We start from the raw sequence: 25,286 nt of genomic DNA on the forward strand, positions 1-25,286 counted from the left end.
CGTGCCGGAAACCGAGTTGGGCCGGGCGGGTTCACCGGGCCCCGGCACCCGCGGAGCCCACGACAAGAAGGAGTGATCATGGGCGACGGTGACGCGGCGGACGCCGCAGACCTGGGCGGGCCGGATTTCGCTCCTGCGATACCGGCGGTGGAGAGCAGCGTCGTCGGCGCCCCACCCACCAACGAGGCGACCATCGTCCTGGGTCCCGGATACAGCGGTCAGGTCCTACTGCCCCGCCCCGCAACGGGTTCGGCCGCTGCCTCCAGTCGCAAGCAGTGACCTTGGCGGCGGAGCTGGAGAGGATTCACGCGCATCGGTGGTTGGCGCCGGCCATGTCGGCCAGGGCTGATCGTGCCCCAGCACGGCCAGCAGGATTGTCGCGATCCTTCCGGCCCGCTCGCGGTTGACCAGCGCGCGAGCCTACCGACTCCATCGGCAACCGCACAGGAAGAGCACCAACCCAGTGACGCTTGCGCCGCGCCATGGTTCGAGCACGGCAGCCAATACGGCAGCCGCCGTTTGGGATCTAGGTCAGGGCCGGTGGATGTAGGGGCGGCCACCGCGTGATCGGAGCCGCGCTGTGAGCTGCGGCCGGGGTGCTCCGTCAGGGAGGACGCGTTCGTAGCAGACCGAGTTGTCGGAGCCCACATACGCGCCGAACAGAGGGATCTCGCGGTAGCCCTCGCGCTCATAGAAGCGCATCGCGTCCGGCTGGGCCGGGCCGGTCTCCAGCCGGATGGTCGTCCAACCGCGCTCCTGTGCGGCCTCCTCCAGCCCTCGGAGCAAGTCGGTCGCCACCCCCGAGCCGCGGCTCTTCGGTACCACGTACATCCGCTTCACCTCGACGGTGACCGGGTCGAGGCGGCGCAGCGCGGCGCAGCCGAGCGGTTGGCCGGTGGCTTCCTCGACCGCGACCAGGAACAGGTCGATGTTCTCGGCCGTCGGCGGCGTGCCGGGCTCATGGTCGTCGGTACCGTATCGGAGGTCGAGCTCGGCTTTCTGCGCCACACGTAACGCCTCGCCCACCGGGTCGGTCCACGGCCGCTGCGTGATGATCCAGGTCATGCCGCTCCTCACCAATACTCCGTAACAAGCGTTACGGTAACATTCGTTACGACCATGAAGAGGTGAGAGTCGTGACACTGCCTGCAGACCGAACGGCCCAGGGCGAGGCGCTGTCGCGCGCGGTCTGGGACGTGCTCGCGCAGCAGGGCCTGGAAAAGCTGACAGTGCGCGCGGTCGCCGCGGCGGCCGGCTGCACGACGGGTCTGGTTATGCACCGCTTCCCGAACCGTCGAGCGCTGCTGCTGCACGCCCGGCAACTGCTGCACGACACCACCCGGCAGCGGGTTGACGCACTCGAGGCCGCGGCCACCTCGCCGCGGGCAGCGCTGCACGCGGTCCTCCGCCAGGGCATGGCGACCGATCCGGAGACGACCAACTGGAGCATCGTCTGGTTGGGCTTCCTGGCTGCGGCGGTGGCGGACGCCGAATTAATCGGCATGCACCGCCGCAACAACCGAGCCTGGCGGCAACGGGTCGAGCGGCTGGTCGCCGCGGCCGCCCCGGACTGGCCGGTCGACCAGGTCGGCGCGATCGCCCTGGGGCTGATCGCAATGACCGAGGGGGTCGCGGCTCTCGCCGCCGCGGATCCCGCTGCCTACCCGGCGGATCAGCAGGAACGCATGCTCGACGCCGCCCTGGTGGCCTACGGCCTCGGCTGCCAAGGTAGCCGCCCTTCGTGATCAGAGCTGAAGTTCGAGGTTGAGGCGACCTGTGTTGTGGCATCGTCGGGCTCGGGCTTGATGCCGGCGTCGCCACTGTGACCATCGCAGACGATGGGCGAGTTGGGTGATCGGGCGGATGATGGGCGAATGGTTACCTGCCCTCGTCCGGGATCGACGGCGTCTTCGGCGACCAGACCGATGCCGCGACGAAGAACTTCCAGCGCGACAAGAGCCTCGCCGCGGACGGCTCCGCCGGCCGGAACAGCTGGACGAAGGCTGGCGACAAGCTTGTGCAGCAGGACAACCAGAACGGGTGGCTGTATGCGGTGTATCGCGGGGCAAGGGGTTCGAGGAGCCCGTACAGCTCGCACGAATTCGTGTTGCAGCGTTCGCCCGACGGGAACTACAGGTTCTACCCGCCCCAGGGCGGCGGCCCTTACTGGGCCGCCTACAACTCCCGCACCTGCTGACCTCGTTTAGCCACGGCAATCCGGACGTCGCCAGGCCCGCCGGCCCGGCGACGTCGGTCGCCGAGGTCCATCGACAGGTTCCGGGCCTGCTGGGTGACCCACTCCCCTGTCGGATGCGTGGTGCAACTGGCCGCGAAAGAACGTTGAGGTTCGCGTACTTGCGGCCCGCCCCATTGGGGCGGGCCGCAAGGGGTAAGGGTTAGTGAAGACCGAGGGCGCGAAGGATTGTTTGGGTGACGGAGTTACCGGCGGAATCGGTGCCGGTTACCCGGAGGGAGGCGAAGTGCGCCTTTTTCGGTGCGTCCAGGCGGTAGGCGCCTCGGTGGTCCTCGCGGAGGCGTTTCCAGGTGGCGCCGTCGTCGTAGGAGACCTCGACGGCGGGCGAGCGAGGGGTGCCGCCGCCGGCGACCGTTACCTCGGTCAGGCCGACTGAGACAGGGGCGCGTTGTTCGATGGTGACGCCGATCGTCGAGTCACGGCGCACGGATCCCGAGGCGTCCGGGTCAACGGCGTAGCGGATCTGCAGTAGCGGCAGCAGGTCCCGTTGGCCGGGCACCTTCGGGGCGGCGGACGTGAACGTCCATGCTGTCGTGGTCGAGGACGAGTAGGGGCTGACGGACGCGTCGCGCTGGTTCGCGACGACCAGGCGGTACTGCCGCGGCTCGGCGGTGGGGGCCGTCGGGTACATGATGAGCCCGTTGCTGGACGTGCCCAGCTGGGTGTCGCCCTGGTAGAGGGTCACGGTCTGACTTGCGTGCTGACGGTCCGAGATCGCGCCGGTGTGGTCGGCGTTGCCGTACCCCGGCACGTCGATCCGCATCTCGTTTTCCGTACGCGCCGGGCCGAGGTAGTTGTTGTTGAGGTAGGGCCGCTGGATGGGCGTGAACCACTTGTCGTCCGACACGGTGCCGGCCTTGTACGTCCGGCGGACGCCCCACTGGCCCAGGAGGCCGTCGTAGACCTCGTGGCCCCACCGGTTCGCACCGTCGGTGCTGACCCAGTCCGTGCGGCGGCCGTTGGCGGCCATGGCGACGTAGTTCCCGATACCCCATTCCGAGTACGCCGGGAAGTCGTACCGCCACTCCTCGCCCGCACCAGCGGGGACGGCGCCGGCGAACGTCTGGTCGATGCGCGCGAGGTTCTTGTTCGAAGCGCGGACGACCATGCTCTTGGGCAACTCGTTGTCCCAGGTGTGCATGAGGTCGTAGACGTAGGCCGGCGCTGGGTGCGACTCCGTGCGCAGCGCGTTGCGCTGCCGGGCCTGGGCGATCAGCTTCTCGCCCTCGTCGGAGCTGAGGAGCCCGACATCGACGGGGCTCGGCTGCCCGGAGTCCGTCCCGAAGTAGAGGCTCTGGCGTCCGGGCCGGTCGTTGGCCACCAGCAGCAGCTTGGCGCCCGCGTCAGCCGCCGCCTTGGCGAGCGCGGACGGGGTCGCCGACGCGGACCGCCGGATGACCACCGCCTTGCCCTTCGCGCCAAGGCCGGCGTAGTCCGAGGGCGCCCCGGCACCCGCGAAGACCAACGGCAGGGTCCGGGTTCCGTCGGGCAGTGCGGTGACGCCCCGCTGCCGGAGGACGTCGGTGTAGTCGGTCCCCCGGGCGGACACCGTCAGCGCCGGTTGTTCCTTGCGCCAGCGCGCACCGACGATGAAGTCGCCGTGCGTCACCTTGCCTTGCGGCTGGATCCACAGGCTGTCGACGCTTTCGTTCGCGAGAACGAAGTCGTGCCAGCGGCCGTCCTCGTGGAGCATCCGCGAGTACTCGAGCCGCAGGTAGGTGGGGACGCCGGGCTGGGGGGTGGTCTCGTCGACCAGCCGGACGCGGCCGGCGTCCAGCGTGATCGTGCGGTCCCGGGTTAGCGTGAAGTCGGGATCGCCGAGCAGCGCCAGTCCCTGTGAGTTCGGGCCGTGGACCCCGGACACGGCCAGGTAGCCGAGCGCCGAGTACTGGTCCTCCGGTGCGTAGAAGCTCGCCGTGCCGTCGACCGGCACCGGTATCGGGTTTGGATCGCCCGCCCGGAGCACGATGACGAACGCCGACGCGGGTTTGCCCGCGGCGTCCTTGACGTTGATGGTCAGCAGGTGCGCCGGCGAGCCGACCGAGACCGCGGTGTGCGCGGCGAGCGCGCCGTTCGGTTCGGTGGCCAGGATCTGGGCGCTGAAGCCGTTGGACCCGCCGGGCGCGGCCGACGGATCGATGGTCACGGTGACCGTAACGGTGCCGTGGGCGGGCACGGTGACCCGGTCGTCCGAGAGCCGGAACATTCCCTCGGGTACGCCGGAGGCCGCGACCGACAGTGCGAGCGTCGTCGGCGTGCCACCGAGGTTGGTGTAGGTCACCGGGCGGCGGACCGGGCCGGCTTCGTTCTGCCCGGCGGAGGCGGTGGCCGATGCGAAGATCCCGGCACGGGCGGCGGTTGCCACGTCCACGCGGCCGCTGCCGGCCTGGAACGCGGTGTAGTCGGGAGTCTGCTTGGCGGTGCTGGTCAGCAGGTCCTTCAGTTGGGCGCCGGTGAGTTCGGGGTGCTTTGCGGCGAGCAGCGCGGCAGCGCCGACCACGTGCGGCGTGGCCATCGACGTGCCGCTCATCGTTTGGTAATAGCCCTCCCCTTCGGCGGTGTACTGCGATCGTGCGGCCAGGATGCCGACGCCGGGGGCGGTGATCTCCGGCTTGAGCGCGCCGTCGCCGACCCGGGGACCCTGGCTCGAGAAATCGGCGAGGTGGTCACCGCTGTCCACGGCGCCCACGGTGAGGGCGGCGTCGGCTGCCCCTGGCGAGCTGACCGTACCGGGGCCGGAGGTGTTGCCCGCCGCGATCACGAACAGCGCGCCGGTCTGCGCGCTGAGCCGGTTCACGGCCTGCGACAACGGATCCGTACCGTCGGAAGGCTCCTGCGTACCCAGGCTCATGTTGATGATCTTGGCGTGCTGCTCGACCGCCGCCCACTCCATGCCGGCGAGGACCTGGGAGTCGCTGCCGGAGCCGGAGTTCGCCAGCACCTTTCCGATGTGCAGGCGAGCGCCGGGGGCGACACCCTTTTCGGCGCCGCCGGATGCGAGGCCCGTGCCGGCGATGGTGGAAGCGACGTGGGTGCCATGGCCGAGCACGTCACGGGTGTCCTCGCCGGCGATGAAGCTGCGGGTCTCGACGATGCGTCCCGCCAGATCGGGGTGGCCTTCGTCAACACCCGTGTCGAGGACCGCGACGTCGACGCCCTGCCCGGTGTCGCCGCCGGCCCAGACCTCCGGCGTGCCGATCTGCGCGACCGATTCGGACAGGTCCGCGTGCACCTTGCCGTCGAGCCAGATCTGCTTGATGCCGTTCGCGAAAGCCGGGGTCGCCTCACCCGCCGCGAAGGACGACGGCGTGCCCGCCGTCACCGCAGCCCAGAAATCGCGCGCCTGCACGCGGTTCTCGGTGATGGCGGCACCGTCGACGCTCGTGAGTGGACGGACCAGCGCCGATCCCCGGGGCGCGGCGTTCGCGCGGAACCCCGCCGGCTGGGTGGCGTAGGAGACGATCAGGGGCAGGTCGGCGCGGTGAGCGTCGTCGTAGCCGTCGGCGATCAGGTCCGTGACGTTGAAGAGCCGCCGGTCGAGCACGCCTTTGCCGAGGTAGGTGAGCGCCGAGGACGGAAAGACGTACACGTCTCCCGCCGACTCCAAGATCCTCGCGTCGGCGGGTCCGCCGTCCGGTCCGTTGACCGAGATCGTCCCTCCGCTGTCACCGGCGTCACCGGTCGCGTTCACCGTGACGACATCACCGGTGATCAGGGTGACAGTGTGGGTCTGCGGGGCGGTGCGCCCCGAAGATTTGCCGGGAGCGGCCGACGCTGAACCGGCGACCACGATCGAGCTGAGCGACAACGCGAGGCATGCGGCCGCCGCGATGGCCCGACGCGTGCGTGATGTTCTCAACGATGGGGTTCCTTCCTGCGCGGGCGCAGCTCAACGGGCGCCACTGAGGCCGAACGGTGCCAGCCGTCGATCAAGGCCGCAACAGCCCCTCGTGGCTGCTTACTGCCAGCTGGCAGAATCTCGACAATGAAGCTCGCAGTCCTGGGGTTGTCCGCAGACGAGGAGCGGGTCTACGAAGCGCTGGTCGCCCTGCCCGGGTCGACGGTCGTCGCGCTCGCCGACCACTTGTCGACCCCGGCGGGCCCGTTGCAGCGGACCCTTGCCGCCCTCAACGCGAAGCACCTGGTGGCCGGTAGTGGGAACCCGGCGCGGTACCTGGCCGCTCCCCCTGACATCGCGATCAACCAGCTCGTGCAGCTGCGGGAGCGCGAACTGAGCGCGGCGCGCGCGAAGGTGCACTCGCTCTCGGAGATTCACCGCAGCGCACACCGGACGAGCCCCGAACTCGTGATCGAGCAGCTGACCGACCGGGAAACGATCGCCGCAGCCGTCGCCCACCTGGAATCCGAGGCGCACCAGCAGGTCCGGGTGTTCGACACGCCGCCCTACTACGAGGTGCCCGGGGGCGCAGGCGCCGCCAGGAACACCCAGGCGCAGATCGCCCGCCACCAGAACGACGGCGTGGCGCACCGCGTGATCTACAGCCTGGACGCGGTGACCTGGCCCCAGAAGCTGGAAACGGACATCCTGCCCGCCGTACGCGGCGGCGAAGAAGCCCGGACCCGGCGGACCCTGCCCATCAAGCTGATCATCCGCGACGACCAGGACGCCCTCATCCCGTTCGACCTCAGCCGGAGCGGCCTGCAGGTCGCCTACCTCGTCCGGCGCTCCCCGCTGCTCACCGCCCTCGAAGCTCTGTTCGAGGGCGAATGGGCCCAGGCTGCCCCGCTCGATGCGTCCGCGGTGACGCCTAGTGCTTTTGGTGGCCTCACTCGGCCGGACGAGGAAACCCGGTCACTGCTCACGATGATGATGGCGGGGTTGACCGACACGGCGATCGCGCGCGTGAACGGCTGGAGCACCCGAACGACGTACCGCCGGCTCCAGCGCGTGATGACCGAGCTCGGAGCGTCGAGCCGGTTCCAGGCAGGCTGCCTGGCGGAACGCCGCGGCTGGCTGTGAGCGGGCGACCTGGTGCGGCGACGAGCTGGGCGCACCCGGCGAACCTCGCCCTGCTTCTCGTTCCGCTACCGCCATCGACCGTTCGGCATCTTCCAGCGCCACCCCTGCTCGCGCCTCAACCATGAGAGAGGAGGTGAGCGGAATTCGGGTTCAATGGCGTGGATCGGTCTTGCGGTGACTCCGGCCCGCCGGCGTGTCGGCGCCACCGAGGGGCTGCGTCCGCCGCTCACGCCGATGCTGGCGAAGGCCGTCGACGCTGTCCCTGAGGCATCGGATCTGGCCTACGAGCCGAAGTGGGACGGCTGGCGGGCACTGGCCTTCCGCCGGCCCGACGGCGTTTACCTGCAGTCCCGGGCCGGCCGGGACGTCACCACCTACTTCCCCGACATCACCCGAGCCGTCACCGAAGCCGTCGAGCCGGGTGCTGTCCTGGACGGTGAGCTGGTGGTGTGGGAAGGCGAGCGAACCAACTTCGCCCACCTGCAGCGACGAGTCACCGCCGGCGCGCAGCTGCCCGACATCGCCCGACGCCACCCCGCGCACTACGTGGTCTTCGACCTGCTCAGCGCCCCACCGGGCCGACCACTGCTGGACCGGCCCCTGCACGAGCGACGTGCCCTGCTCACACAGGTGCTCGCCGACGCACCCGCCCACCTCACCCTGTCCCCACAGACCACCGACCCCGACCAGGCCGCCGAATGGATGACCACCTGGACCGCCGCAGGCATCGAGGGCATCGTGATCAAACGCCTCGACGGGCGCTACGAACCGGGTCGCCGTGGCTGGCAGAAAGTCCGGGCCTACCGCACCACCGAAGCGATCATCGGCGGCGCCACCCCCAGCATCAACAACCCTGAGACCCTCCTGCTGGGCCGCTGCGACCAGCACGGACGACTGCGCTACACCGGCCGAACCACCCCCCTGCGACCGGTACAGCGCGCCGAACTGGCCGCCCTGCTCACGCCCGTCGGCCCGGAGGGGTCACACCCGTGGCCGCAGCCTCTCCCCGCCTCGTGGACGGGGCAACTCGACCGGCCCCAACCCCTTCCGTACAGCCCCGTGATCCCCACCATCGTCGCGGAAATCGACGTCGACACCGCCTACGAACATCACCGATGGCGACACCACGTTCGTTACCTGCGGTTACGGGCGGACATGTCAGCGTCTGAGGTGCCGTTGTTGATCGAGTGATCTAGAGCTGAACGTCAGGCGTTCGCTGGCCCGTGTTTCCTCGCTGCCAGTCGACCTTGCCCGGCCGCCCAAAACCTCGTGCGGGTGGCAGTGTGCTCGGGGTGCGTGGCCGCATAGAGGACGAACCGGGCTCCAGCGTGGACGTGACGTGGCCGATCTGATCCTGCAATCTTCCGATCGCGCTGTCCACAGTTCGCGGCGGCGCAGGCTGCGCAGCTTCGTCGGTCATGTGCCCCGTAGTGATCGACTCACCCGCCCACGGCAGTCAACCCCCCACACACAGCGTCGAGAGAGATCCGGGCCACGATCGCCGTTATGTCAGCGAGGGGCCGCGTCACCGCCGGTACTGCGCCAATGGGGACGGCCACAACTTCCAGCGAAAATCATCGCTAAAGAGTTGATCTAGGCGAGAAGCTGCGGCAGGCCGTGTCTACCATGACCTCACATACGGCTGGAGCTGACCGAAGTGATCACGCGCCTCAGGTAAGCCCCACCTGGTGGCTCAGGATGGCGAGGAGCAGACCGGCGAGGGCTCCGATGACGAGCATCCAACGCTCGCGCCGGATGCTCTGCCGCCTCTCGGCATCAGCTCGCTCGGTGGTCTCCTGGTCTCGTTTCAAAATTACGTCGGTGCTGCTGAGCGCCGTTTCGGTCAGCCGCACAAGACGATCCAGGGTGATTCTGAGGCCCGGGGGCACCCCTTCGGAACGCGCTGCGTCGTCGGTCTCTCGCAGGCTCTTCAGGATGCTGCCGAGTTCCGCTCGCTGGCGGTTCAGCTCCGTCGTCTCCCGGTGGAGGTGGTCCCGTTCCGACAGGTGGGGGTCGAGGTTCTCCCGCTCGACCAGGGCGTCAACGGCGGCCCGGAAGGCTCTGCGTCGCGTCGAGCGGGCCCAGAACAATACGCCGAAGGACCCCAGCCAGCCCACGCCCCACAGCAGCGTAGGCAGGTCGCCGTCTTCGACGGGGAGATACGAATAATGGTCCGGAAGGATCGTCGTAGCCGTGCTGATCACCCAGCCGTGGAAGGCCACGGACGCGATACTGACTGGCACTGTCGCCAGCACGGCTAGGCGGATCAGCGGCCGGCCGGGTTTGCCGCCCTCCTTCCACCACCAAGGGTGGGTCGGAACGTCCCCGACGCTCAGCGCGTCATGTATCCGTACCTGCCCCAGGAGACTTCTGTCCTCACGAACCGAATGCTCCCGTCCGAGATAGGCGTAGGGCAAGGCCCAGTAAACAACCACCGCCAACACGCCGGTCACTACCGACGCGGCACGTCCGGAGAGAGTCAGACGTGCCAGCAACAGCAGAATCAGCGAGCAGAGTTCGGCCAGGAACACCACAGCGAGAGGGTCGGTCCAGGAGTCCATGATGACCCGTCCCCGCTCGTCGCGTCGGGTCCTCGATCGGGAGCGGTAATCGTCCGGTGACCACATACCAGACAGCATGTAACACCCGGTCGACCAGCGGCCCGGCTGGCGCCGGTGTGCGCACCAGTCCCGCTGACGCCCGCGGACTTGGCTGCTCGCTTGGCTGCTCCTCGCCACTGCCGGCAGCAAGGCTCCCCGGGGCGATCACTCGGCGGCAACGCGGCCGGTGGAACAGCGAATCTGTTCGCCACCTGGCCGCCAAAGGCAGACGTAAGCAGGAACTGGCCCCGTCCGGCGCCGTCCGCGAGCCAAATCGGCCAAGGGGTAGATTGGCGCCGATGAGCGGTCTGTTGCGTCAGGAGTTGCGCGGGTTGACCCGCAGTCGGGCGCTGTGGCTCCTGCCGCCCCTGGTCGCGCTCGCCGGCCTCGGCAGTCTTTCGTTCAACGCCGACGCCTACATGTTCTACGTCTACTACGACCCGCAGACTCTAGAAGAACAGCTTGACGCGTATCACTTCGACGTCAAGGCAATCTACACCTCGGGCCTCGGCTGGGCTCAACTGGCCGCGCTGGCGGCCGGGGCGTTCCTGGTGCTACGTGATCCATGGCTGACCGGCCGCCCGGCCCTGGAATCGTCGCCGGCCCCGCTCCCCCCGCCGCCCCGTCCGGGCCCGTACCTGGTGGTGAAGGCGGGCGTGGCCGCGCTGTTCGGTGTGCTCCTCGCCGTGGCCGACCTCGCCGCAGTGCTGCCGCTGGCGCCCAGAGTGGTCGCCGACCACTGGGTTCGGCGCGAGCTGGCCCCGAAGGACATCTTCTTACCAGTGCAGATCTTGGCCGAGGAGTCGGTGTGGCCGGTGGTGCTTCGTGCGGCGGCCGGTGTCCCGCTGTTCGCGATCGTTGGGATCGGCCTGGCCGCGCTACTCAACCGCTGGTGGGCGGTTACGGTGGCCGTCGTCGTTGCAATCTGCGGGTCGCTGTACATGACCGCTGACCCGTTCTTCGGCGCCCTGACTGCTCCGAGCCGACCGGCCCTCGCCGCGACCATGCTTCCTAGCCTGGAAGCAGCCGCGATCGTCTTCCTGCTCGGCTACGGCGCGGCGCGGTGGCGACTGGCCCGGGCGCCCGCAGTCCGGCTGACCGGCGCGCAAGCTTGAGGCTTCGGCCGCATACTGGCCAGAGACGGCCCGACGCTTGGCCACGGACACTCTCTTACAAAGCGTCTTGGGCAAGAGTCGCAGAGTCCGCTGACGTCCGTTGGCTCCGGCCCGTAGGCGAAATCAGTACGAGGCTATCCGCCCTAGTCGAGATGAGGATCTTGGCTGCGACCCAGGAAGCCCCGCCCGTCGGACCCGAGCGCATGTCCACGGTCACGGCACCATGTCCACCACCGACCGAAACGGTCCCACTGCGCTGCCGCATGCAGACCCGCTTCTCACCATGCCGATGTGGCGGGGCGGTGGCCTCGCCCGCTCAGTGGCGACACGTCACGGCTCGGCTCACCGGCACAGCGGCGGGATGCCTGGTCAGGTGGCCTTGACGAACGCCTCGGTGACGAGGGGATAGAGCTTGGCCACCATCGCCTGGGACTTCTTGAGGTCCCCGTCGCCGTCGGAGGCGTCCAGGTTGAGCACGTAGGAACCGCGCGCCATCATGATCGTGCACTGGCTTACAGGGCCGTCGTCCGTCTGCTGGCGCTCGCAGAAGGTCACCACGTCCGGATTCGCGGGTACCCCGGCCGGGGTCCATGGCACGATCGTCGCGGTCCGGCCTTCGCCAGTCCGATACGACCGGCACGTCTTCAACACCGTTCGCAGCTCGCCGATCAGCTTGCGGCCGGGCACGGTCAGGTAGCCGACGACGTGCTGGCGGATCCAGATCGGCGACTTCACCCAGCGGCGTTCGCGTCCAGCGGAGGCGAGTCGATCCGACGGCAGGATGTCGCGACAGAGCGAACGCAGCCGCCAGTCGTCGGAGTTCTCGCTGGTGTGCTCCGTCGTCTCCTGGCGAAACGTCGACAGGTCGACGAGCGCGAGCTGCGCCTGCCGGCCCGCCTCCTCCTTGTTCTTCGGCGCGGGTCGAGGCGGTGGTGGCGCCGGCTTGGCCGTCGGCGAAGCGGGGGCCGCCGCCGCCTGCCACTGCGCCTCGGCCGGTTCCGCGGCGCCACAGGCTGTGAGCCCGCCTACGACCAGCAGCGACAGAATGATCGGCACAACAGGGCGACGCATCGCTGGGCGTTTCCTTCCGTAGGTGGACCGGGCCCGCCCGGGGCCCCCAGTCCACCTGCGTCGCCGCGCCTCGCCGCGTTACGTCAGGCCGGCAGGTAGTCGAAGGTGTCCGGGGCGGCGCCGGGCCGACCGCGGTCCGACGTCGACGCCAAGGCGTAATCTTCGCGGCGCATGCCCCGCAGGTACTGCCGTTTTGCGGGGCCTCGTCCAACACCGGCGAACCGGATCAGGCGTACCGGGCGCCGTGGCGCTCCATCCGCGCCCGCACCTCCTCGGCGTGCTCGGCGGCGATCTCCATGTCGGCGCCTGCCGAGCGCAGCAGCTCGGCAGCAGCCGAATCGGCGCGGCGAGGCAGGGGACCGGGCCGAGACGGCACCCAATCCGCGTCAGTCCGCTAGTTGCGGCGTGACCTCCCCGGCCGCCTCCGCCGCACGAACACGATCCCCCCGATCGAGCTACCCGCGATCGTGGCGATCGTCGGGATCGCTAGTGAGGCGGTGCTGCCCTCTCCGCCCGACTGGATGCCGAGCAGCCTGGGGTCGCGAGTGACCGCGTGCACTGCGGCGAGGGCGTCGGCGCGGGGCTTCCCCCGGTCGGTGCCGTGACCACCGGGCGGCGACGCCGGACAGCTCCGCGAGCACCAGCCGGTCCCGGGCGGGCAGTGACGGCACATGCACGATCCAACGACCGTACCTACCCTGCCGGAGCCGAGGTGGCGAGCCTCGGCGCGCCGCTCAGCTCGTGATCGGCGCGCAGCCGGTACGCGCAGGGCCAGTACGCCTGACAGTCGCGGCACCGCCGAGCATCGTCATCGCACTGACGATGTCTGCCGGCGATTGCCAGCCAGTTCTCCATACCCGAATCCATGGGCTACACCTACCCGGGATGCAGCCAGGGCCAACCCTTCCGTGGCCAGGTGCTCACCCCGGACGGGTTCATTTGGCCAGGACAACAACCAGCGTGGCAAGGGCACCGAGCAGCAGGGTGACTCCGCCGAACATGACGTACGGCCACCGCTCACCGGAGCGCTGCGGCTGCGGCCGAAGAGGCTGGGTCGGCAGGTTCCATGCCGGAGGTGCCGCCACCCCGTCCGGTCGGGCCAGCGCGGCTTATTTGCGGATTAAATCCGCCATAAGCGGCGCTCGAGGGTCAGTGGGCGCCGATACTCTTCACCGCGCGGAAGGTCGGGGTCCGAAGGACTGCGCTCCCGAGCCGCTCGAGGCAGTCGACCGCCAAGGGCAACGACCCCGGTCCTTCCGTCCAAACGTCAGCCGCCGGCGTTTCAGCGGATCCGTTTCTCGGCGTACCCATACATCGGCGCGTACATCCGTTGGCGCAACTACCGCGCCCAACCGAAATCCGGATTCGCCATCAACTCCAAGCTCCGCCACCCGGACTACCCGTTCAAGGCTGCATGATGAGGCGCTAGCCGGACTGCCGCGCCAAGTTGTCGGCGGTGCGCTGTCGCTCTCCGGTGGGCTGTCCGGGGACCCGGGCGAACCGCGTCCAGGCGGAGATCACCTGTACGGCGGCGTGCCACGGAACCGGGTCGGCGACCTCGGAGGGCTCGGCGGGCCGGATCACCGTCACGCCCCAGTGCCGCAGCCGCTCCAGGCTCTCCAGGAAGGCGGGGTGCCGGGCGAGCGCCGGATCCGGGGCCGGCACGGCGACGACCGGCAGGCCGACGGCGATCGCCTCGTTGAGCATCCGCAGGCCCAGGTTGTCGTTGAGGCCGTACGCCCACTTGTTCACCAGGTCGAAGCTGGCCGGCACGACGGCGAAGGCGTCGGCCGGCGGCAGGGGATGGAGCGTATCCGGCTGGTCGTCCTCGCGTACCGGATGGTGGGTGAGATCGGCGAGTCCGTCCCGGTCGATCGAGTCGACCGCGTCCGGGGTGGCGATGAGGTGGACCTTCCACCTCAACTCCTGGCAGGCCGTGATGAACGGTCCGAGCTCGACAGCGGGCTCGGCGTGGCAAACGACGAGGTGCAGAACAGGCGATCGTAACTTCCCGGGCATGGCGCTCCTATCGGCCTGAGAGGTCCCCGGCGCCAGTCGTGGCGAGAGCCGGCTGCGCGCCGGGACGTCGATCGCCCGCGTCACCGGCGATCTCGCCGATCGAGTGGCTCCGGATGTCCGTGTGGATCCCGAGGCCGAGAGTATCGAGCCGGCTGCGAACGCGAGCCGTTATCCAGTGAACTGGCTGGATGGATGTGGCGCCGCTCCATCGGAGGAGCTGACCGAGCGGTCGGCCGGGCGTCCTCAAGTGGAGGATTCGGCGGCGCGCCGCCGGGAATCAGGTCGCGGACCAGGGCGTGCAGGCGGGTGAGGACGCGAACGCGTTCACCGGCCAGGTCGTCACGGCGTTCGGCCAGGAGCCGCAGGTGTTGGTGTGGTCCTCGGCGACCACCGCGCGCAACCGCTTGTGGCGCATCGCGGCGTGCGCGACGCTGGCGGCGTCGGCGGGATCGCTCTGGCGGGCACCGCCGATGTCCAGCAGCCGGGGCGCGAGCGGCGAGCGTGGCCGGTACGTCGACGACGTCTTCGCCGCCACCGACGACCAGCCAGGCTCGGGCGAACCTGAGCCTGGCTGGCCAGGCCACGTGCGGCTAGACGCCGCCGGACCCTGCCCCGGGCAGCGTCCGCACGACGGTCAGCGTCACATCGCCGTCCTGGTAGGACACCCTGAACAGGTGGTGGCCCGCGTTCAGGATCCGCCGTCCCGGCAGGGAATGGAAGTTGCCCTGGATCGAGTCGCCGCTCATGATCGTCAGTACCGTGCCCGGAGTGAGGGACGCGCGAATGTCCAGGGTGAGTTCGCCGTCCAGCACCAGGTCACCCGCGGCCCGCACCCTCGTGTAGTCGTGGTCGCCGGAGATGGTGATGGCGAGGCGCCCCGCTCGGCTGACGGTCACGTCGCCGCCGACGTTCAGGACGTTGCCGGGCGCGACGTCGGTGAGGGTGATGGACGCCGCGGACGCCGCTTCCCCGGACGACAGACCGGGCTGCAGCACGCCGCTGTCGACGTCGATGCTGCCTGCCACGAAACCGGTGCCGCCGAGCGTGCCGCCCTTGACGTGGATCGAGCTTGCGTGCGAGCCGGTGATCGAAAGCTTACCGCCTTCAACCGTCGTGCCGCCTTCGTAGGTGTCGTCGCCCGTCATGATCAGCGTCCCGGTGCCTTGCTTGGTCAGAGAAGCCGTGTAAAGATGGTTGTCGATGTTGTTCTGAATGTAGGCCGCCCGCTCGTCCATCCATTCCTTGCGCCACTTGACGGCGTCCTCATAGGTGATCTTGTCGTACAACTCGGGATGGCCGTTAGTGATAGCTTGGATGTAAGGATCAGCCAAAATGCCCTGAAGCATGAAGGCCTGTTCGTTAAGCGTGCCGTCCGGGTTCAGCACGTTGGGGCTGAATTCACCGGCGTAGGCAATGCCTTGCTCCTTGTAGCCCGCCAGCCACTCCAGATCTTCCCGTTCCCTTTCCTTGATCGCGATCTGGCTGATGTCGTTCGACCAGACGTCCAGGGGCGCCTTATCCATGTTGTAGGTCATGGGGCTCAGGAGCTGGCCGGGGCCGTACATGCCCTTGGCCAGATCGGGAATCCCCCAGCCCCAGCGTTCGTCCGGAAGACCGTCGGGAGCGGTCCAGGCGATGGACGCCCCGGAGGGGGAGGTTTGCCCGGTGCCGAGGAATCTCACGCCGTCGGACATCTTGTTCTTCGCCGTGGTGAACATCAGCTCACGCACCTGCTTGGCGTCCATGTTCGGATAGCGGGAGAGCAGAACTCCCATCACCGCTGTCGCAACGGGCGTTGCCGGTGACGTGCCGCTTGAGTTTGAATAGTTAGTGTCACCACCGCTGTTCGTGGTCCGAACGCTGTTTGATGGGGTAGACACGGTCCACCATTTGGCGAGCCCCGCCTCGTTGTACCCGAACTGCTTTGTGTATTCGGGACTGGCCGCAGTGGGCGGTTGCACCCCGCCGACGGATACCCACTGCTTTTCCGCCAAGGGATTGAAGAACGGATACGCGGGACGAAAATACGGGTTGCTCCAGTCGTTGTTGCCGGCCGACCTTACGTTGACGGTACCGCTGCCCTTGATAGCGTCCCAGATGGCATCCATGAAGGAGCGTCCGGGGTAGTTCGGATTGTATTGAATGCCGCCTTCCGAATAACTTTTCCTGAAGAGGAGATACTGGTACTCCAGATCCTTCAGGTACTCGTTGGGGATAATGGTCGCCATTGCCGTGGCGCTGGCGCTGTCTTTACCACGCAGTTGGTAAGCGTTGGCGAGGTTGCCATTGACTCCAAGGTCGTTTCCTGAGCCGTCAAAGCGGGTTCTGTCAATAGTCTGGACATAAGAGCCCCAACTGCTGTTGATGACCTGGGCGCCCGCGTCAACCAGGGCCTTATTGGCTGTACGCCAGTACACGTAATCGTGGAAGGGGCCGTGGGACTGAGTATCGGAACCGCCGGTCCTGGCGACATACATCTTCGATCCAAAGACGATGCCGTGCTGGTCTTTACCATCGCGGATGCCGGAGGTAACCCCAAGCATGCCGGTTCCGTGCCCGTAGTCACTTGTTCTCGCCTGATCACCGGCCACAGTGAACGGCGCGCCCGCAGTAAACGGGTTCGACGGGGTCGCGCCACGATACCCGAAGCCGGACGTGCCGTAGACACCCTCCGCTCTCACCGATGCGATCAGCCCGGTCTGAAATGCTTCGTGTGTAGCCCTGTAGCCCGAATCCATCATGCCCAGCGTGACGCCCTGCCCGCGGTACCCTAGGGCGTAGGCGGTGGACGCGTTTACCGCGACGAGCTGCCATGGGGAATTGACCGCTGTGCCAGGAGTTGAAGGATCGTGGCCGGTATAATAGCCGTATTCTGGCGTTTCCCAACTGGCTTTAGCGGCATCTAGTTCCCCAGGACTCGTGGCGACAAATCCGGGGTCTCCCGGGTACGCCGGCCCGCCGCCCGTATGGCCAGGGGTCGATGTCGGACCGGTCTTGGACGATGCCGAGGCGAACCCGGCCGGAAAAAACGCGATGCCTACTCCGGCAGCGAGGGTGCCTCCCAGTCGCCGCAGGAACTGTCGCCGACTCGTGGACCTCATGCTCATCTCCGGCTCCTTTTCGATGGGTCGATATCTCCAACGGACCGGGGCGGCCTGTTGCGTCCCAGCCCCATGATCTGCACGCGCTGGTCGAGACAAAATAAGGAAACCCTGCCACGTCAGAACGGCGAACTGGAATCTCCCACGCGTGGCCTCTCTATGTGATCACCAATTAGACTGCGGCAGAAGTGCCTCGTCAAGAGGGCAACATCTATCCACCAGACGCGGTTTGAGCGACGATTTGCATCGAGGCACGTAACTGTCATGGACCCCGGCCATGGGCTCCTCGCAGGGCCGGATGAGTGACGGTCCTGGTCGAGACCCGGTCGGTGTTGAGCTGGGGTTTCATGCGGTGGCTTGGTGCTCGTTGGGGAGTGGGACGGTGCGGTCGTCGGCCGGCTGCTGCGCACCCCACGCGTGCGCCGTACCCTCGACCGGCTCACCGGCGCCGTCCTCATCGACCTCGGCGTCCGCTCCGCGGTGACCTGACCCGAGACAGCAGGCGGCCCGTCGACGCCTTCTGAGCTCGGGAAGGCCTGGCGCGGAACCTGCCCCACGTACCCCACCTCTTCGGCGCGTTCGGTGAGGACTACCGCCCGAGAGTCAACGGGCCCAGCAGAGGATTGACAGTTCACGCTGTGACAGCTGAGGATTGCCTCAGTCCACCAACTGTCACCGGAGAGCCTCCGTCACCATCGGTCGACGCCCCGCAATTCGGCGATGCGGGTCCTGTCGAGGCGACGGAGCCGGACGACGTCACCTTCCCTTTCTCAGCGTGTCGCGCGCTCGGTTGCCGCAACGACCGCACGCGACCCAACGGATGGAGCCGCGTACCCCGGGCGTGCCCCTCGGCCATCTCCTACGGCCATCAGGCCGAGTAGCCAGAAGGGCAGACATCACCATGCCGAAATCCCTACCCGCGCGGTGGCGACGCCGCCTCCCGGTCCCGGCGGCGCTGGCCGCCGCCATGGCCGTCGTGCTGCTGGTCAGTCCGGCCTCGGCGACCGCGCCGGACGCCGCCGCACCGGCCGATTCCGGCCCGGTCGCCGGCGAGCCGGCGAACGTCGTGGAGGTGCTGCTCGCCGGCACCGCGGAGCTGGACGCGCTGGTCGCCACCGGAGTGGACCTCGACCACCATGTCGAACGCGCGGAGAACGGCGTGGTCGCGCACGCGGTGCTCACGCCGAGCGAAGCCGCCCGGCTGACCGCGGCCGGCTTCACCCTCGGCGACGTGCTGCATCGCCCCGAGGACGCCCGGGCCCGCGTCGAGGAGCGCGAGTCGACCATCGCCGCGCACCTCGCCGAGAACCGGGAGTTCGCCGCCGCCGCGGCCGACCCGACCGCTCCGGACGTCTCCGACGTCAAGATCATCCGCGCGGACTACTACACCTCCGGGACCAGCCAGGTCCTCTCCGTCGAGGCGAAGTGGGCGCAGGGCCAGACGGCCAGCAACACGCTCACCGTCGAGCGGGACAGTGGGCCGGGTACCGCGATCGGCTCCGGCGGCACGCAGACCATCTCCCGCTTCGTCGACGCCGGCGTCTACCTCTACCACCGTGGCGCCTCGGCGGTGACCAGCCGGCCGGACCGTATCCGGATCACCAGCCCCACCGGGGACGTGGCCGAGGTCAAGGTGCAGGAGTGGCTGCCCACCCCGGAGACCAGCCCGGAGGGACCGGGCTACCAGAAGGACTTCGTCACCAGCTACCTCACCCCGACCGAGCTGTACGCGCGGATCCACCAGCTCGCCGCCGAGTTCCCCAACCTGGCCGAGATCGTCGAGCTGCCGTACAAGACAAACGGCTACCGGCGGCACGCCCAGGCCGTCCTCGGCAGCGCCAACGCCAGCCGGGTCGCGGTGGACTCCCTGGCCTGGGGACACCAGGGTGGCAACGACATCTCGGTGGAGCTGGTGAACCCGGGCGCCGACAACGCGGCGCTGGCGGTGACCGTGAGCGGCAAGGCCATCCGGGTGGCCCTCGGTACCGACGGCGCGGGCGCGGTGACCAGCACCGCCGCCGAGGTCGTCGCGGCGCTCAACGCCGCGGCCGGGTCGCTGGTCAAGGCGTACACCTATCGCGGCAGCCCGGGCAACGGCGTGGTCGCGCCGGCGGCGCGGACCGCGCTCACCGACGACCTGAGTGCGCCGGCCTCCGTCTCCCGCGATCCGCAGCCGGTGTACGCGATCCGGATCGGCAAGGTTCGGGACGGTTCGAAGCCCGGGGTGCTCGCCTACGCCCAGGAGCACGCGCGGGAGTGGGTGCCGCCGCTGGTCGCCGTCGAAACCGCCGAGCGGTTGCTGCGCAACTACGCACACGACGGGCAGACCAAGCAGCTGCTGAACAACCTGGACATCTGGATCGCCCCGTCGGTCAATCCGGACGGCGGCCACTACTCCTTCTACGACTTCAACTCGCAGCGCAAGAACATGACCAACCACTGCCCGTCGACCGGGGCCGCGGACTTCCTCGGCCGGGACTCGTGGGGCGTCGACAACAACCGCAACTACACCGAGTACAGCCTCTTCGACGGGTACTCGGGCGCGTCGAGCAGCTGCACCAGCGGCACCTACGCCGGGCCGAGCGAGCTCTCCGAGCCGGAGAACCGCAACGTCGACTGGCTGGCCGCCCGCCCCAACATCAAGTTCTCGATGAACCTGCACTCCTCCGGGAACTACTTCATGTGGTCGCCGGGCGCGTACGCCCTGCCGGACCGGACCTCGGCGCCGCGGCCGACGCTGGCCGAGGAGTCGGCCTTCTGGGGCGCGTCCTCGCGGATCCTGACCGCCATCAAGCAGCACCGGAACATGGCGGTCACCCCGGCCCGCACGGGCCCGATCTCCGACGTGCTCTACTCGGCGGCGGGCAACTCCGGCGACATGCTCTGGTACAAGTACGGCATCTACGCCTGGAACTTCGAGGTCGGCACGTCCTTCCAACCGAACTGGGAGGAGGCGCACTCCGAGGCGATGGAGTTCTCCAATGGCCTGGTCGAGCTGATGCGGGTGGCCCGGGACTTCGCCAAGGACCGGACCCGCCCGGAGAGCACCCTCACGGTCGCCCCCAGCTCGACACCGGGCATGGTGAACGTGACCTTCGGCGTCTCCGAGCCCGCCTCGGTCTTCTACACCCTCGACGGCGCTACGCCGACGTACTCGTCGACGCTCTACGGCTCGGCGGGCATCCGCGAGGGCGGAGAGACCCTGACGATCCCGGCCGGCACCCGGATCAACTGGTTCTCGGTCGACTCGGCCGGCAACGTCGAGAACAACTACACCCCGGACGGCAGCGGCAAGAACTACAGCAAGGGCCGGGCGGTCCTGCCGACCAGCTGACGAATCACGGCAGGTAGGGACGGCCGCGGCGCTCCTGGGCGCCGCGGCCGTCACCGCTCAACGCAGGAATCCGGCCATCGTCTCCACGAACCACTCCCCATCGTCGAGCCACGGATAGTGCCCGGCGCCCGGCTGCACCGCCAACTCGGCCCGCGGGAACAGGCCGGCGTACTCGGCGGCGCTCCGGGCAACCGAGTCCTAACAGGAGGGTGACGCGCCCAGCGGCTGGGCTGGTGTCCTGCCGTCAACTCGCTCACCCGACCAAGCGTTTGTCAGTTGGCGGGCAAGGCGATGGTCTCCAGCCAGGCGCTCAGGCCGGGCACGACGGCGTGGAGGTCAGGGCCGTTGACCGTTGCGCTGGCGGCGGCACGAGCTTCGGGGGTTGCGTTGAACGCGATGGCGCAACCGACCACGCTGAACAGCGGCACATCCGATCGCCCGTCGCCGATGGCCGCGCAATGCCGGAGTTCGACGCCCAACTCGGCGGCCACCCTGACGGCGAAATCGCGCTTGGCCTGCTCGTCGAACTGCTCGGCGACCTCGCCGCTGTAGCGGCCGTCGACTATCTGCAAGCGTGGTCCGCACGCTCGGTCGAAGCCGAAGCGGCTGCACAGGTAGGTGCCGACGAAGTCCCACGCCAGCGTGGCCAGCACAGGCACGAGCGAGTGAGCCTGGCACCACGAAACGGTCTCCACTATGCCGTCCACCAGCGGCATCGACTCCAGAAACGCCTGGGCTTCAGCGGGTGTCCTGCTTGCCCACCCGCGAGCCTCGAGCACGCAAGCCTCGTCACTGCTCAAGGTGCCGGCTCCGTAGCCGGCTTGTATTTGTGCGATCTCCTTGGCATTGCCGACGAGCTCGGCGAGGTGCTGCCCACTGCTGGTCGGCGTCAGCGTTCCATCGACATCGAAGAACACCGCTCCACGGATCATGGATCGAGACAGTACCCGTCAGGCGTGGGCTCTCGGGCAGTCACCTCATGCTGGCGACGGCAGACTGGGCAGCTCGACGGCGCCGACTGTAGTGAACGGTCAAGATACCGAGCAGCGGTCCCCAGGCGACCAGCGGCAGGTAGGCGATCCAGAACGCGGCACTCTGCCAGCCCTCGATGATCGGCGTGCTCGGGCTGCCGTTGAGCATCCGGCCAGAGGCCATCATGGCCAGCGCGTACGGGAAGATCAGCAGAACCGTCGCACCGACGCTGGCGGGGATGACTGCGGCCAGGGCCGGTACCCGGCGCCCGCCCAGGCCCGGGATCCACCTCGGCCACACCTCGCCCCACTCGCAGACCAGCCCGAGGGCGAGGAATGACAGCACCTCGCTGACCAGGCTGAGCGTGATGATGTACCAGACCCCTTCGGGGACCAGGATCGGACCGTGGCCGGGCGACGGGGCGTCCAAGCGCTTCACCAGCGGAGCCTCGAAGACGAATGCCGTGATCCGCCAGATGGTGGAGGGCAACGTGGTCAGGGCGGCGGCGTATGCGGCCAGCATGGCCCAGCGGGGCACACCCACCGCCGAGCGGCCGTGCAGCTTGCTCAGGATGGTGCGAGCGGTCATCGGGAAATCTCCTTGTCCAAACGCTGATCGTTGCGGCTGACGATGCGCATTCCGCGAGCCGGTGGGCAACGGCCAGCGTTGCTGTTTCAAGATCGCAGCCACGCCGGGCCCCCCGCATCCCATTGAGAGGGGACCGGATCACTCGCGCGGGGGAAGAGGGACCTGGGCCACACGCATGGCGGACGAGGTGACAGCGGCCCGGTTCAGATTCCCCACCGACGGCCGGTCGCGGTGTCACATTCCACGACCCGGTTGCGCCGCACGACCGCTGACTCGGCAGGGGGACAGGGATCGCTCCGGCGAGGGAGGCTGTGCGCCTCGGTCGGTGCGATGGTCAGCGCATGACTGGTGGCCTGCAGATGATGAGGACGTTGTGGCGTAGGTGGTGGCAGTTATGGCCGCGCTGGGTGAGCTGGGTAACGATGTTCTGGGCGGCCGTCTACACCGGCTTCGCCCTGGCGTGCGCGTTGACCGGAACCTCGCTGCTCTCTCTCGGCGGCCATCAGGGATCGTCCGTGCTGGGTTGGGCGGTCGCGGCAGGGGGCGCACTGGCGGCGACAGTCTGTGCGGTGGCCGCGCGGTACGGGCTACGACCCATACTGCGGGCGCTGCTGTGGGTGATGTGTGTGCTGGCGGGTATGGCCGCGTTCGGCCTGCTGATGGACATGATCACGCTGATGTTCGGCCAGGCGGTGGACAGTTGGGCGTCCGCTGCGCACCATGCGCTGGCGGCTGCAGGGACGCTCCTGTTGGCGGCCACCGCCCGGTCGGACCACCGCCCGCCTGCTGCGGCCCCCCTTCGGGCACACTGCGGCGCATCCGGGCCGGTCCAACTCGCCGCCTGCATCGGGACGGTGGCCTTCCTTCCGTACGCGACGATGAAGCTGGTCTGGGCATCCGGCGGTACCTTCGCCGGGGTCAGCGGCAAGGAGATGCGCGCGATCTCTGAACGCAACGGCGCCTCGGGGATCTGGCTCACCCTGGAGTCCTGGGGCCTGGACGCCACCGCCCTGCTGGCCGCAATCGGCGTCTTCCTGCTCTGGGGCCTGGTCCGCCCGTGGGGTCAGGTCTTCCCGCGGTGGACACTGTTCCTCCACGGTCGGCGCGTCCCCCGCTGGCTCCCCCTGACCCCGGCGCTGATAGGTGCGGCCACCCTCGCTCCGTACGGAGTGCTCGGCGTCGGCTACCTGGCACTGGCCACCGCAGGTGTGGTGACGATACGGCGCGGAGACTTTCACTCCTCGGGCGATGCACTGCTGGTCGGCTGGATCGGCTTGGCCGCGTTTGCTGCATACGGGATCGCGCTGGTTATCGCGGCCCACTCGTACTGGCTTCGGACCACTCCGGCGCATGGTGACGTAGAGCGCCCACCAGCGGTCAGTTAGCTCGCCACCGACTGGCCGCTGATGGCGAGCTTCAACTGGCCAACAACGAGGCCGAACCAGCGTGGACATGAGGCATCGGCATTGCCCGTATGACGGCAACCGGCTCCTCTGCACGATTGCCACTTCGGAGAATGCGCTCGCTCATCGGCCAGAAGAGTGAGCCGCAGGACCTGGCGGCGGCTGATCCCGCCTTCGCACCAAGGGTGCGGCTGGCACCGTGCCAGCTCAGGCGCGGGCGGCTGGTTCGGTGGGCTTTGTGGTAAGGCTCTCGCTCGGTGCACGGTCGGCTGGTTCGGTCTGCGCTGCGTCGGCTGCGCGTCGACGGCCGACGGTGCGACCGGGACCGCCGAGACCGGCGGACCCCGTCTAACGGTCGGCGAGGGCAGCGGACCGGACGCGTACGTTGGTGCGGTGGCTACCATCGCGAGAACGCCGATCACGGCCCGTACGATGCGGCTGCTCATGCCGGTGGCCGCGCTGCTGTTTCTGGGCATCGCACTGCTGATCCGCGTCATCGACGACGGGGCACTGCGGCAGTACTCCGGCACCGCGCTGTACGCGTCGATGGTCTGGGCCGGAGTGCTGTTCCTGCGGCCGCGGACGGCACCCATGCCGGCCGGGATGGTCGCCACCGTCTTCTGCTGGGTGGTGGAGTGCGCGCAGCTGACCGGGGTGCCGGCCGAACTGTCGGCGCAGAGCCTCGCGGCGAGACTGACGCTCGGTGTGCAGTTCGACCCCGTCGACCTGGCCTGGTATCCGGCCGGCGTGGCTCCCCTGGTGGTGCTGCACCACCTGCTGCGCGCCCGAACCCGCCCCGCGTCGCGACTGCCGCGCGACGTCGTACCGCCACCGGCGGCCCCCCGGGTTGACACCCGCCCGTAGCTGCCATCGGAGCTGCCCCGGCACCTCGCAGCCCACTCGTCGCAGGAATGTCGCCTTCCAGGCACCACGCCGTCCGGCGATGACCAGCGTCGCCAAGCCGACGCTGCGGCACCCGGTCAGCGGGCCGCCGGCCTGGTCAAGCAGCAGGTTGAAGAGGACGCCTTACCCGAGTGGAGCAGGCCGAGTACCGACGAACATATGAGTCACTCTGGTGTCAGCACAGCATGCGCAAGTCTAGCTGCGGTGTTGACCTCTTCGGATCCGTCGAAGAGGTCAACACAGAAGATCCGCTGGCCACCGCTTCGCGAGTGGGATCAGTGACCTGGCCGGATGCATTGCTTCGCAGCGATGTCGCACACCATCGTTACTCGTGTCGCCCCGCCTGATCTACCTCAGGTTCTGCAGCATCGCCGGCTGGCTCGCTCTCCTCGCCCGCACCGCTGCGGGGTTGCTCAGTTCCAGGTCCTGATCCGGGACCGGGCCGGGCAGTTCACCACCGCTTTCGACGCCGTACTGGCCGACGCCGGCATCACCCCGCGCAAGATCCCAGCGCGTAGCCCGCGGTCAACGCCTACTCGGAACGGTTTGTGCGCACCGTCCGCGCCGAGGTGACCGACCGGATGCTCATCGTTGGTGACAGGCACCTCCGCCGAACACTCGATCGGTACGCCCGCCACTACAACGGGCGGCGTCCGCATCGGGCGCTGCAGTTGCTGCCTCCACGCTCCGACCGACCCGTCGTCGACCGGGCCCACGAGCGGATCAAAACGCCGGCCCGTCCTCGGCGGGCTGATCAACGAGTACGAACGAGCCGCTTAGAAGGCCCAGCTCAGGCCAGGTGACAGGGTTTTGGAACCCGACAGGCAGGAGAGCCGGGAGGACGCCACCTACGTCGACACCGTGGTCGACCTCTGCCTCACCGCGCTCGCGCCCTCATCTTCGACCCGCCCGGAGGTCCGCCCGCCCGACGTTCCGCACGGGCGG

Annotated in this window: 21 protein-coding genes; 11 read left to right on the forward strand and 10 right to left on the reverse strand. The window is 68.6% G+C overall.

The annotated features are described in order from the left end of the window. The first annotated feature begins 78 nt into the window (after positions 1-78). Positions 79-279: a hypothetical protein gene (locus GA0070607_RS32670; RefSeq protein WP_157743336.1), complete on the forward strand. Its 201-nt coding sequence runs from the start codon at positions 79-81 to the stop codon at positions 277-279. Between the two features lie 252 nt (positions 280-531). Here the strand turns inward: GA0070607_RS32670 and GA0070607_RS32065 are convergent, their stop codons facing one another. After that, positions 532-1,065: a GNAT family N-acetyltransferase gene (locus GA0070607_RS32065; RefSeq protein ID WP_089021539.1), complete on the reverse strand. Its 534-nt coding sequence runs from the start codon at positions 1,063-1,065 to the stop codon at positions 532-534. A 71-nt stretch (positions 1,066-1,136) separates the two neighbouring features. On the opposite strand from GA0070607_RS32065, the gene GA0070607_RS32070 reads away from it, so the two are divergent. Continuing rightward, a complete protein-coding gene (locus GA0070607_RS32070; RefSeq protein ID WP_231930662.1) occupies positions 1,137-1,745 on the forward strand; it encodes a TetR/AcrR family transcriptional regulator in 609 nt (202 codons plus the stop codon). 137 nt (positions 1,746-1,882) lie between these two features. Continuing rightward, a complete protein-coding gene (locus GA0070607_RS34255) occupies positions 1,883-2,197 on the forward strand; it encodes a peptidoglycan-binding domain-containing protein (protein ID WP_089022248.1) in 315 nt (104 codons plus the stop codon). A 199-nt stretch (positions 2,198-2,396) separates the two neighbouring features. Here the strand turns inward: GA0070607_RS34255 and GA0070607_RS32080 are convergent, their stop codons facing one another. Beyond that, complete coding sequence (locus GA0070607_RS32080) at positions 2,397-6,113, reverse strand: S8 family serine peptidase (protein ID WP_197701206.1); 3,717 nt, start codon at positions 6,111-6,113, stop codon at positions 2,397-2,399. Positions 6,114-6,239: 126 nt separating this feature from the next. Here GA0070607_RS32080 and GA0070607_RS32085 point away from each other — a divergent pair, with 126 nt between their 5' ends. Both GA0070607_RS32085 and GA0070607_RS32090 read left to right on the forward strand, forming a co-directional pair. After that, positions 6,240-7,235 carry a helix-turn-helix domain-containing protein gene (locus tag GA0070607_RS32085; protein WP_089021541.1) on the forward strand — a complete coding sequence of 332 codons (996 nt, stop codon included), beginning with the start codon at positions 6,240-6,242 and terminating at the stop codon, positions 7,233-7,235. 174 nt (positions 7,236-7,409) lie between these two features. Further along, a complete protein-coding gene (locus tag GA0070607_RS32090; RefSeq protein ID WP_231930664.1) occupies positions 7,410-8,426 on the forward strand; it encodes an ATP-dependent DNA ligase in 1,017 nt (338 codons plus the stop codon). Between the two features lie 479 nt (positions 8,427-8,905). On the opposite strand, the gene GA0070607_RS32095 is transcribed toward GA0070607_RS32090, so the two are convergent. Then, positions 8,906-9,769: a hypothetical protein gene (locus GA0070607_RS32095; protein ID WP_157743337.1), complete on the reverse strand. Its 864-nt coding sequence runs from the start codon at positions 9,767-9,769 to the stop codon at positions 8,906-8,908. 365 nt (positions 9,770-10,134) lie between these two features. Between GA0070607_RS32095 and GA0070607_RS32100 the strand changes: the two genes are divergently transcribed. Beyond that, on the forward strand, positions 10,135-10,950 hold the full coding sequence (locus tag GA0070607_RS32100) for a hypothetical protein (RefSeq protein WP_157743338.1): 816 nt from the start codon (positions 10,135-10,137) through the stop codon (positions 10,948-10,950). Between the two features lie 369 nt (positions 10,951-11,319). On the opposite strand, the gene GA0070607_RS32105 is transcribed toward GA0070607_RS32100, so the two are convergent. The 5 genes from GA0070607_RS32105 to GA0070607_RS32120 all read right to left on the reverse strand — a co-directional run bounded on the left by GA0070607_RS32105 (position 11,320) and on the right by GA0070607_RS32120 (position 17,147). After that, positions 11,320-12,021: a hypothetical protein gene (locus tag GA0070607_RS32105; protein WP_157743339.1), complete on the reverse strand. Its 702-nt coding sequence runs from the start codon at positions 12,019-12,021 to the stop codon at positions 11,320-11,322. Between the two features lie 226 nt (positions 12,022-12,247). After that, complete coding sequence (locus GA0070607_RS32675; RefSeq protein WP_157743340.1) at positions 12,248-12,397, reverse strand: hypothetical protein; 150 nt, start codon at positions 12,395-12,397, stop codon at positions 12,248-12,250. A gap of 1,049 nt (positions 12,398-13,446) precedes the next feature. Beyond that, positions 13,447-14,040, reverse strand: a complete 594-nt coding sequence (locus GA0070607_RS32110) for a flavoprotein (protein WP_089021545.1) — start codon at positions 14,038-14,040, stop codon at positions 13,447-13,449. 277 nt (positions 14,041-14,317) lie between these two features. Beyond that, the gene (locus GA0070607_RS32115) at positions 14,318-14,575 is read right to left on the reverse strand and encodes a hypothetical protein (protein WP_089021546.1); all 258 of its coding nucleotides are present in this window, start codon (positions 14,573-14,575) and stop codon (positions 14,318-14,320) included. 55 nt (positions 14,576-14,630) lie between these two features. Beyond that, positions 14,631-17,147, reverse strand: a complete 2,517-nt coding sequence (locus tag GA0070607_RS32120) for a S8 family serine peptidase (RefSeq protein ID WP_089021547.1) — start codon at positions 17,145-17,147, stop codon at positions 14,631-14,633. Between the two features lie 354 nt (positions 17,148-17,501). Here GA0070607_RS32120 and GA0070607_RS33945 point away from each other — a divergent pair, with 354 nt between their 5' ends. Together GA0070607_RS33945 and GA0070607_RS32125 are read left to right on the forward strand one after the other, a co-directional pair. After that, on the forward strand, positions 17,502-17,630 hold the full coding sequence (locus GA0070607_RS33945) for a hypothetical protein (RefSeq protein WP_269458410.1): 129 nt from the start codon (positions 17,502-17,504) through the stop codon (positions 17,628-17,630). 412 nt (positions 17,631-18,042) lie between these two features. Then, the gene (locus GA0070607_RS32125; RefSeq protein ID WP_089021548.1) at positions 18,043-20,475 is read left to right on the forward strand and encodes a M14 family metallopeptidase; all 2,433 of its coding nucleotides are present in this window, start codon (positions 18,043-18,045) and stop codon (positions 20,473-20,475) included. A gap of 272 nt (positions 20,476-20,747) precedes the next feature. Here GA0070607_RS32125 and GA0070607_RS32130 read toward each other — a convergent pair whose 3' ends face one another. Beyond that, the gene (locus GA0070607_RS32130; RefSeq protein ID WP_089021549.1) at positions 20,748-21,407 is read right to left on the reverse strand and encodes an HAD family hydrolase; all 660 of its coding nucleotides are present in this window, start codon (positions 21,405-21,407) and stop codon (positions 20,748-20,750) included. Positions 21,408-21,447: 40 nt separating this feature from the next. Then, complete coding sequence (locus GA0070607_RS32135) at positions 21,448-22,035, reverse strand: hypothetical protein (protein WP_089021550.1); 588 nt, start codon at positions 22,033-22,035, stop codon at positions 21,448-21,450. A 407-nt stretch (positions 22,036-22,442) separates the two neighbouring features. Here GA0070607_RS32135 and GA0070607_RS33095 point away from each other — a divergent pair, with 407 nt between their 5' ends. The 3 genes from GA0070607_RS33095 (at position 22,443) to GA0070607_RS33100 (ending at position 25,144) form a co-directional block, all read left to right on the forward strand. Further along, positions 22,443-23,420, forward strand: coding sequence for a hypothetical protein (locus GA0070607_RS33095; protein ID WP_197701207.1), 978 nt, complete (start codon positions 22,443-22,445; stop codon positions 23,418-23,420). Positions 23,421-23,831: 411 nt separating this feature from the next. Then, positions 23,832-24,302 (forward strand): ribosomal maturation YjgA family protein, encoded by a 471-nt coding sequence (locus GA0070607_RS32145; RefSeq protein WP_231930670.1) that lies wholly within the window; start codon positions 23,832-23,834, stop codon positions 24,300-24,302. A gap of 608 nt (positions 24,303-24,910) precedes the next feature. Then, entirely contained in the window at positions 24,911-25,144 is a 234-nt protein-coding gene (locus GA0070607_RS33100; RefSeq protein WP_331716462.1) for an integrase core domain-containing protein, read from the forward strand. Positions 25,145-25,286 lie beyond the last annotated feature (142 nt).

This window comes from Micromonospora coriariae (assembly GCF_900091455.1).
GTDB classification, from domain to species: domain Bacteria; phylum Actinomycetota; class Actinomycetes; order Mycobacteriales; family Micromonosporaceae; genus Micromonospora; species Micromonospora coriariae.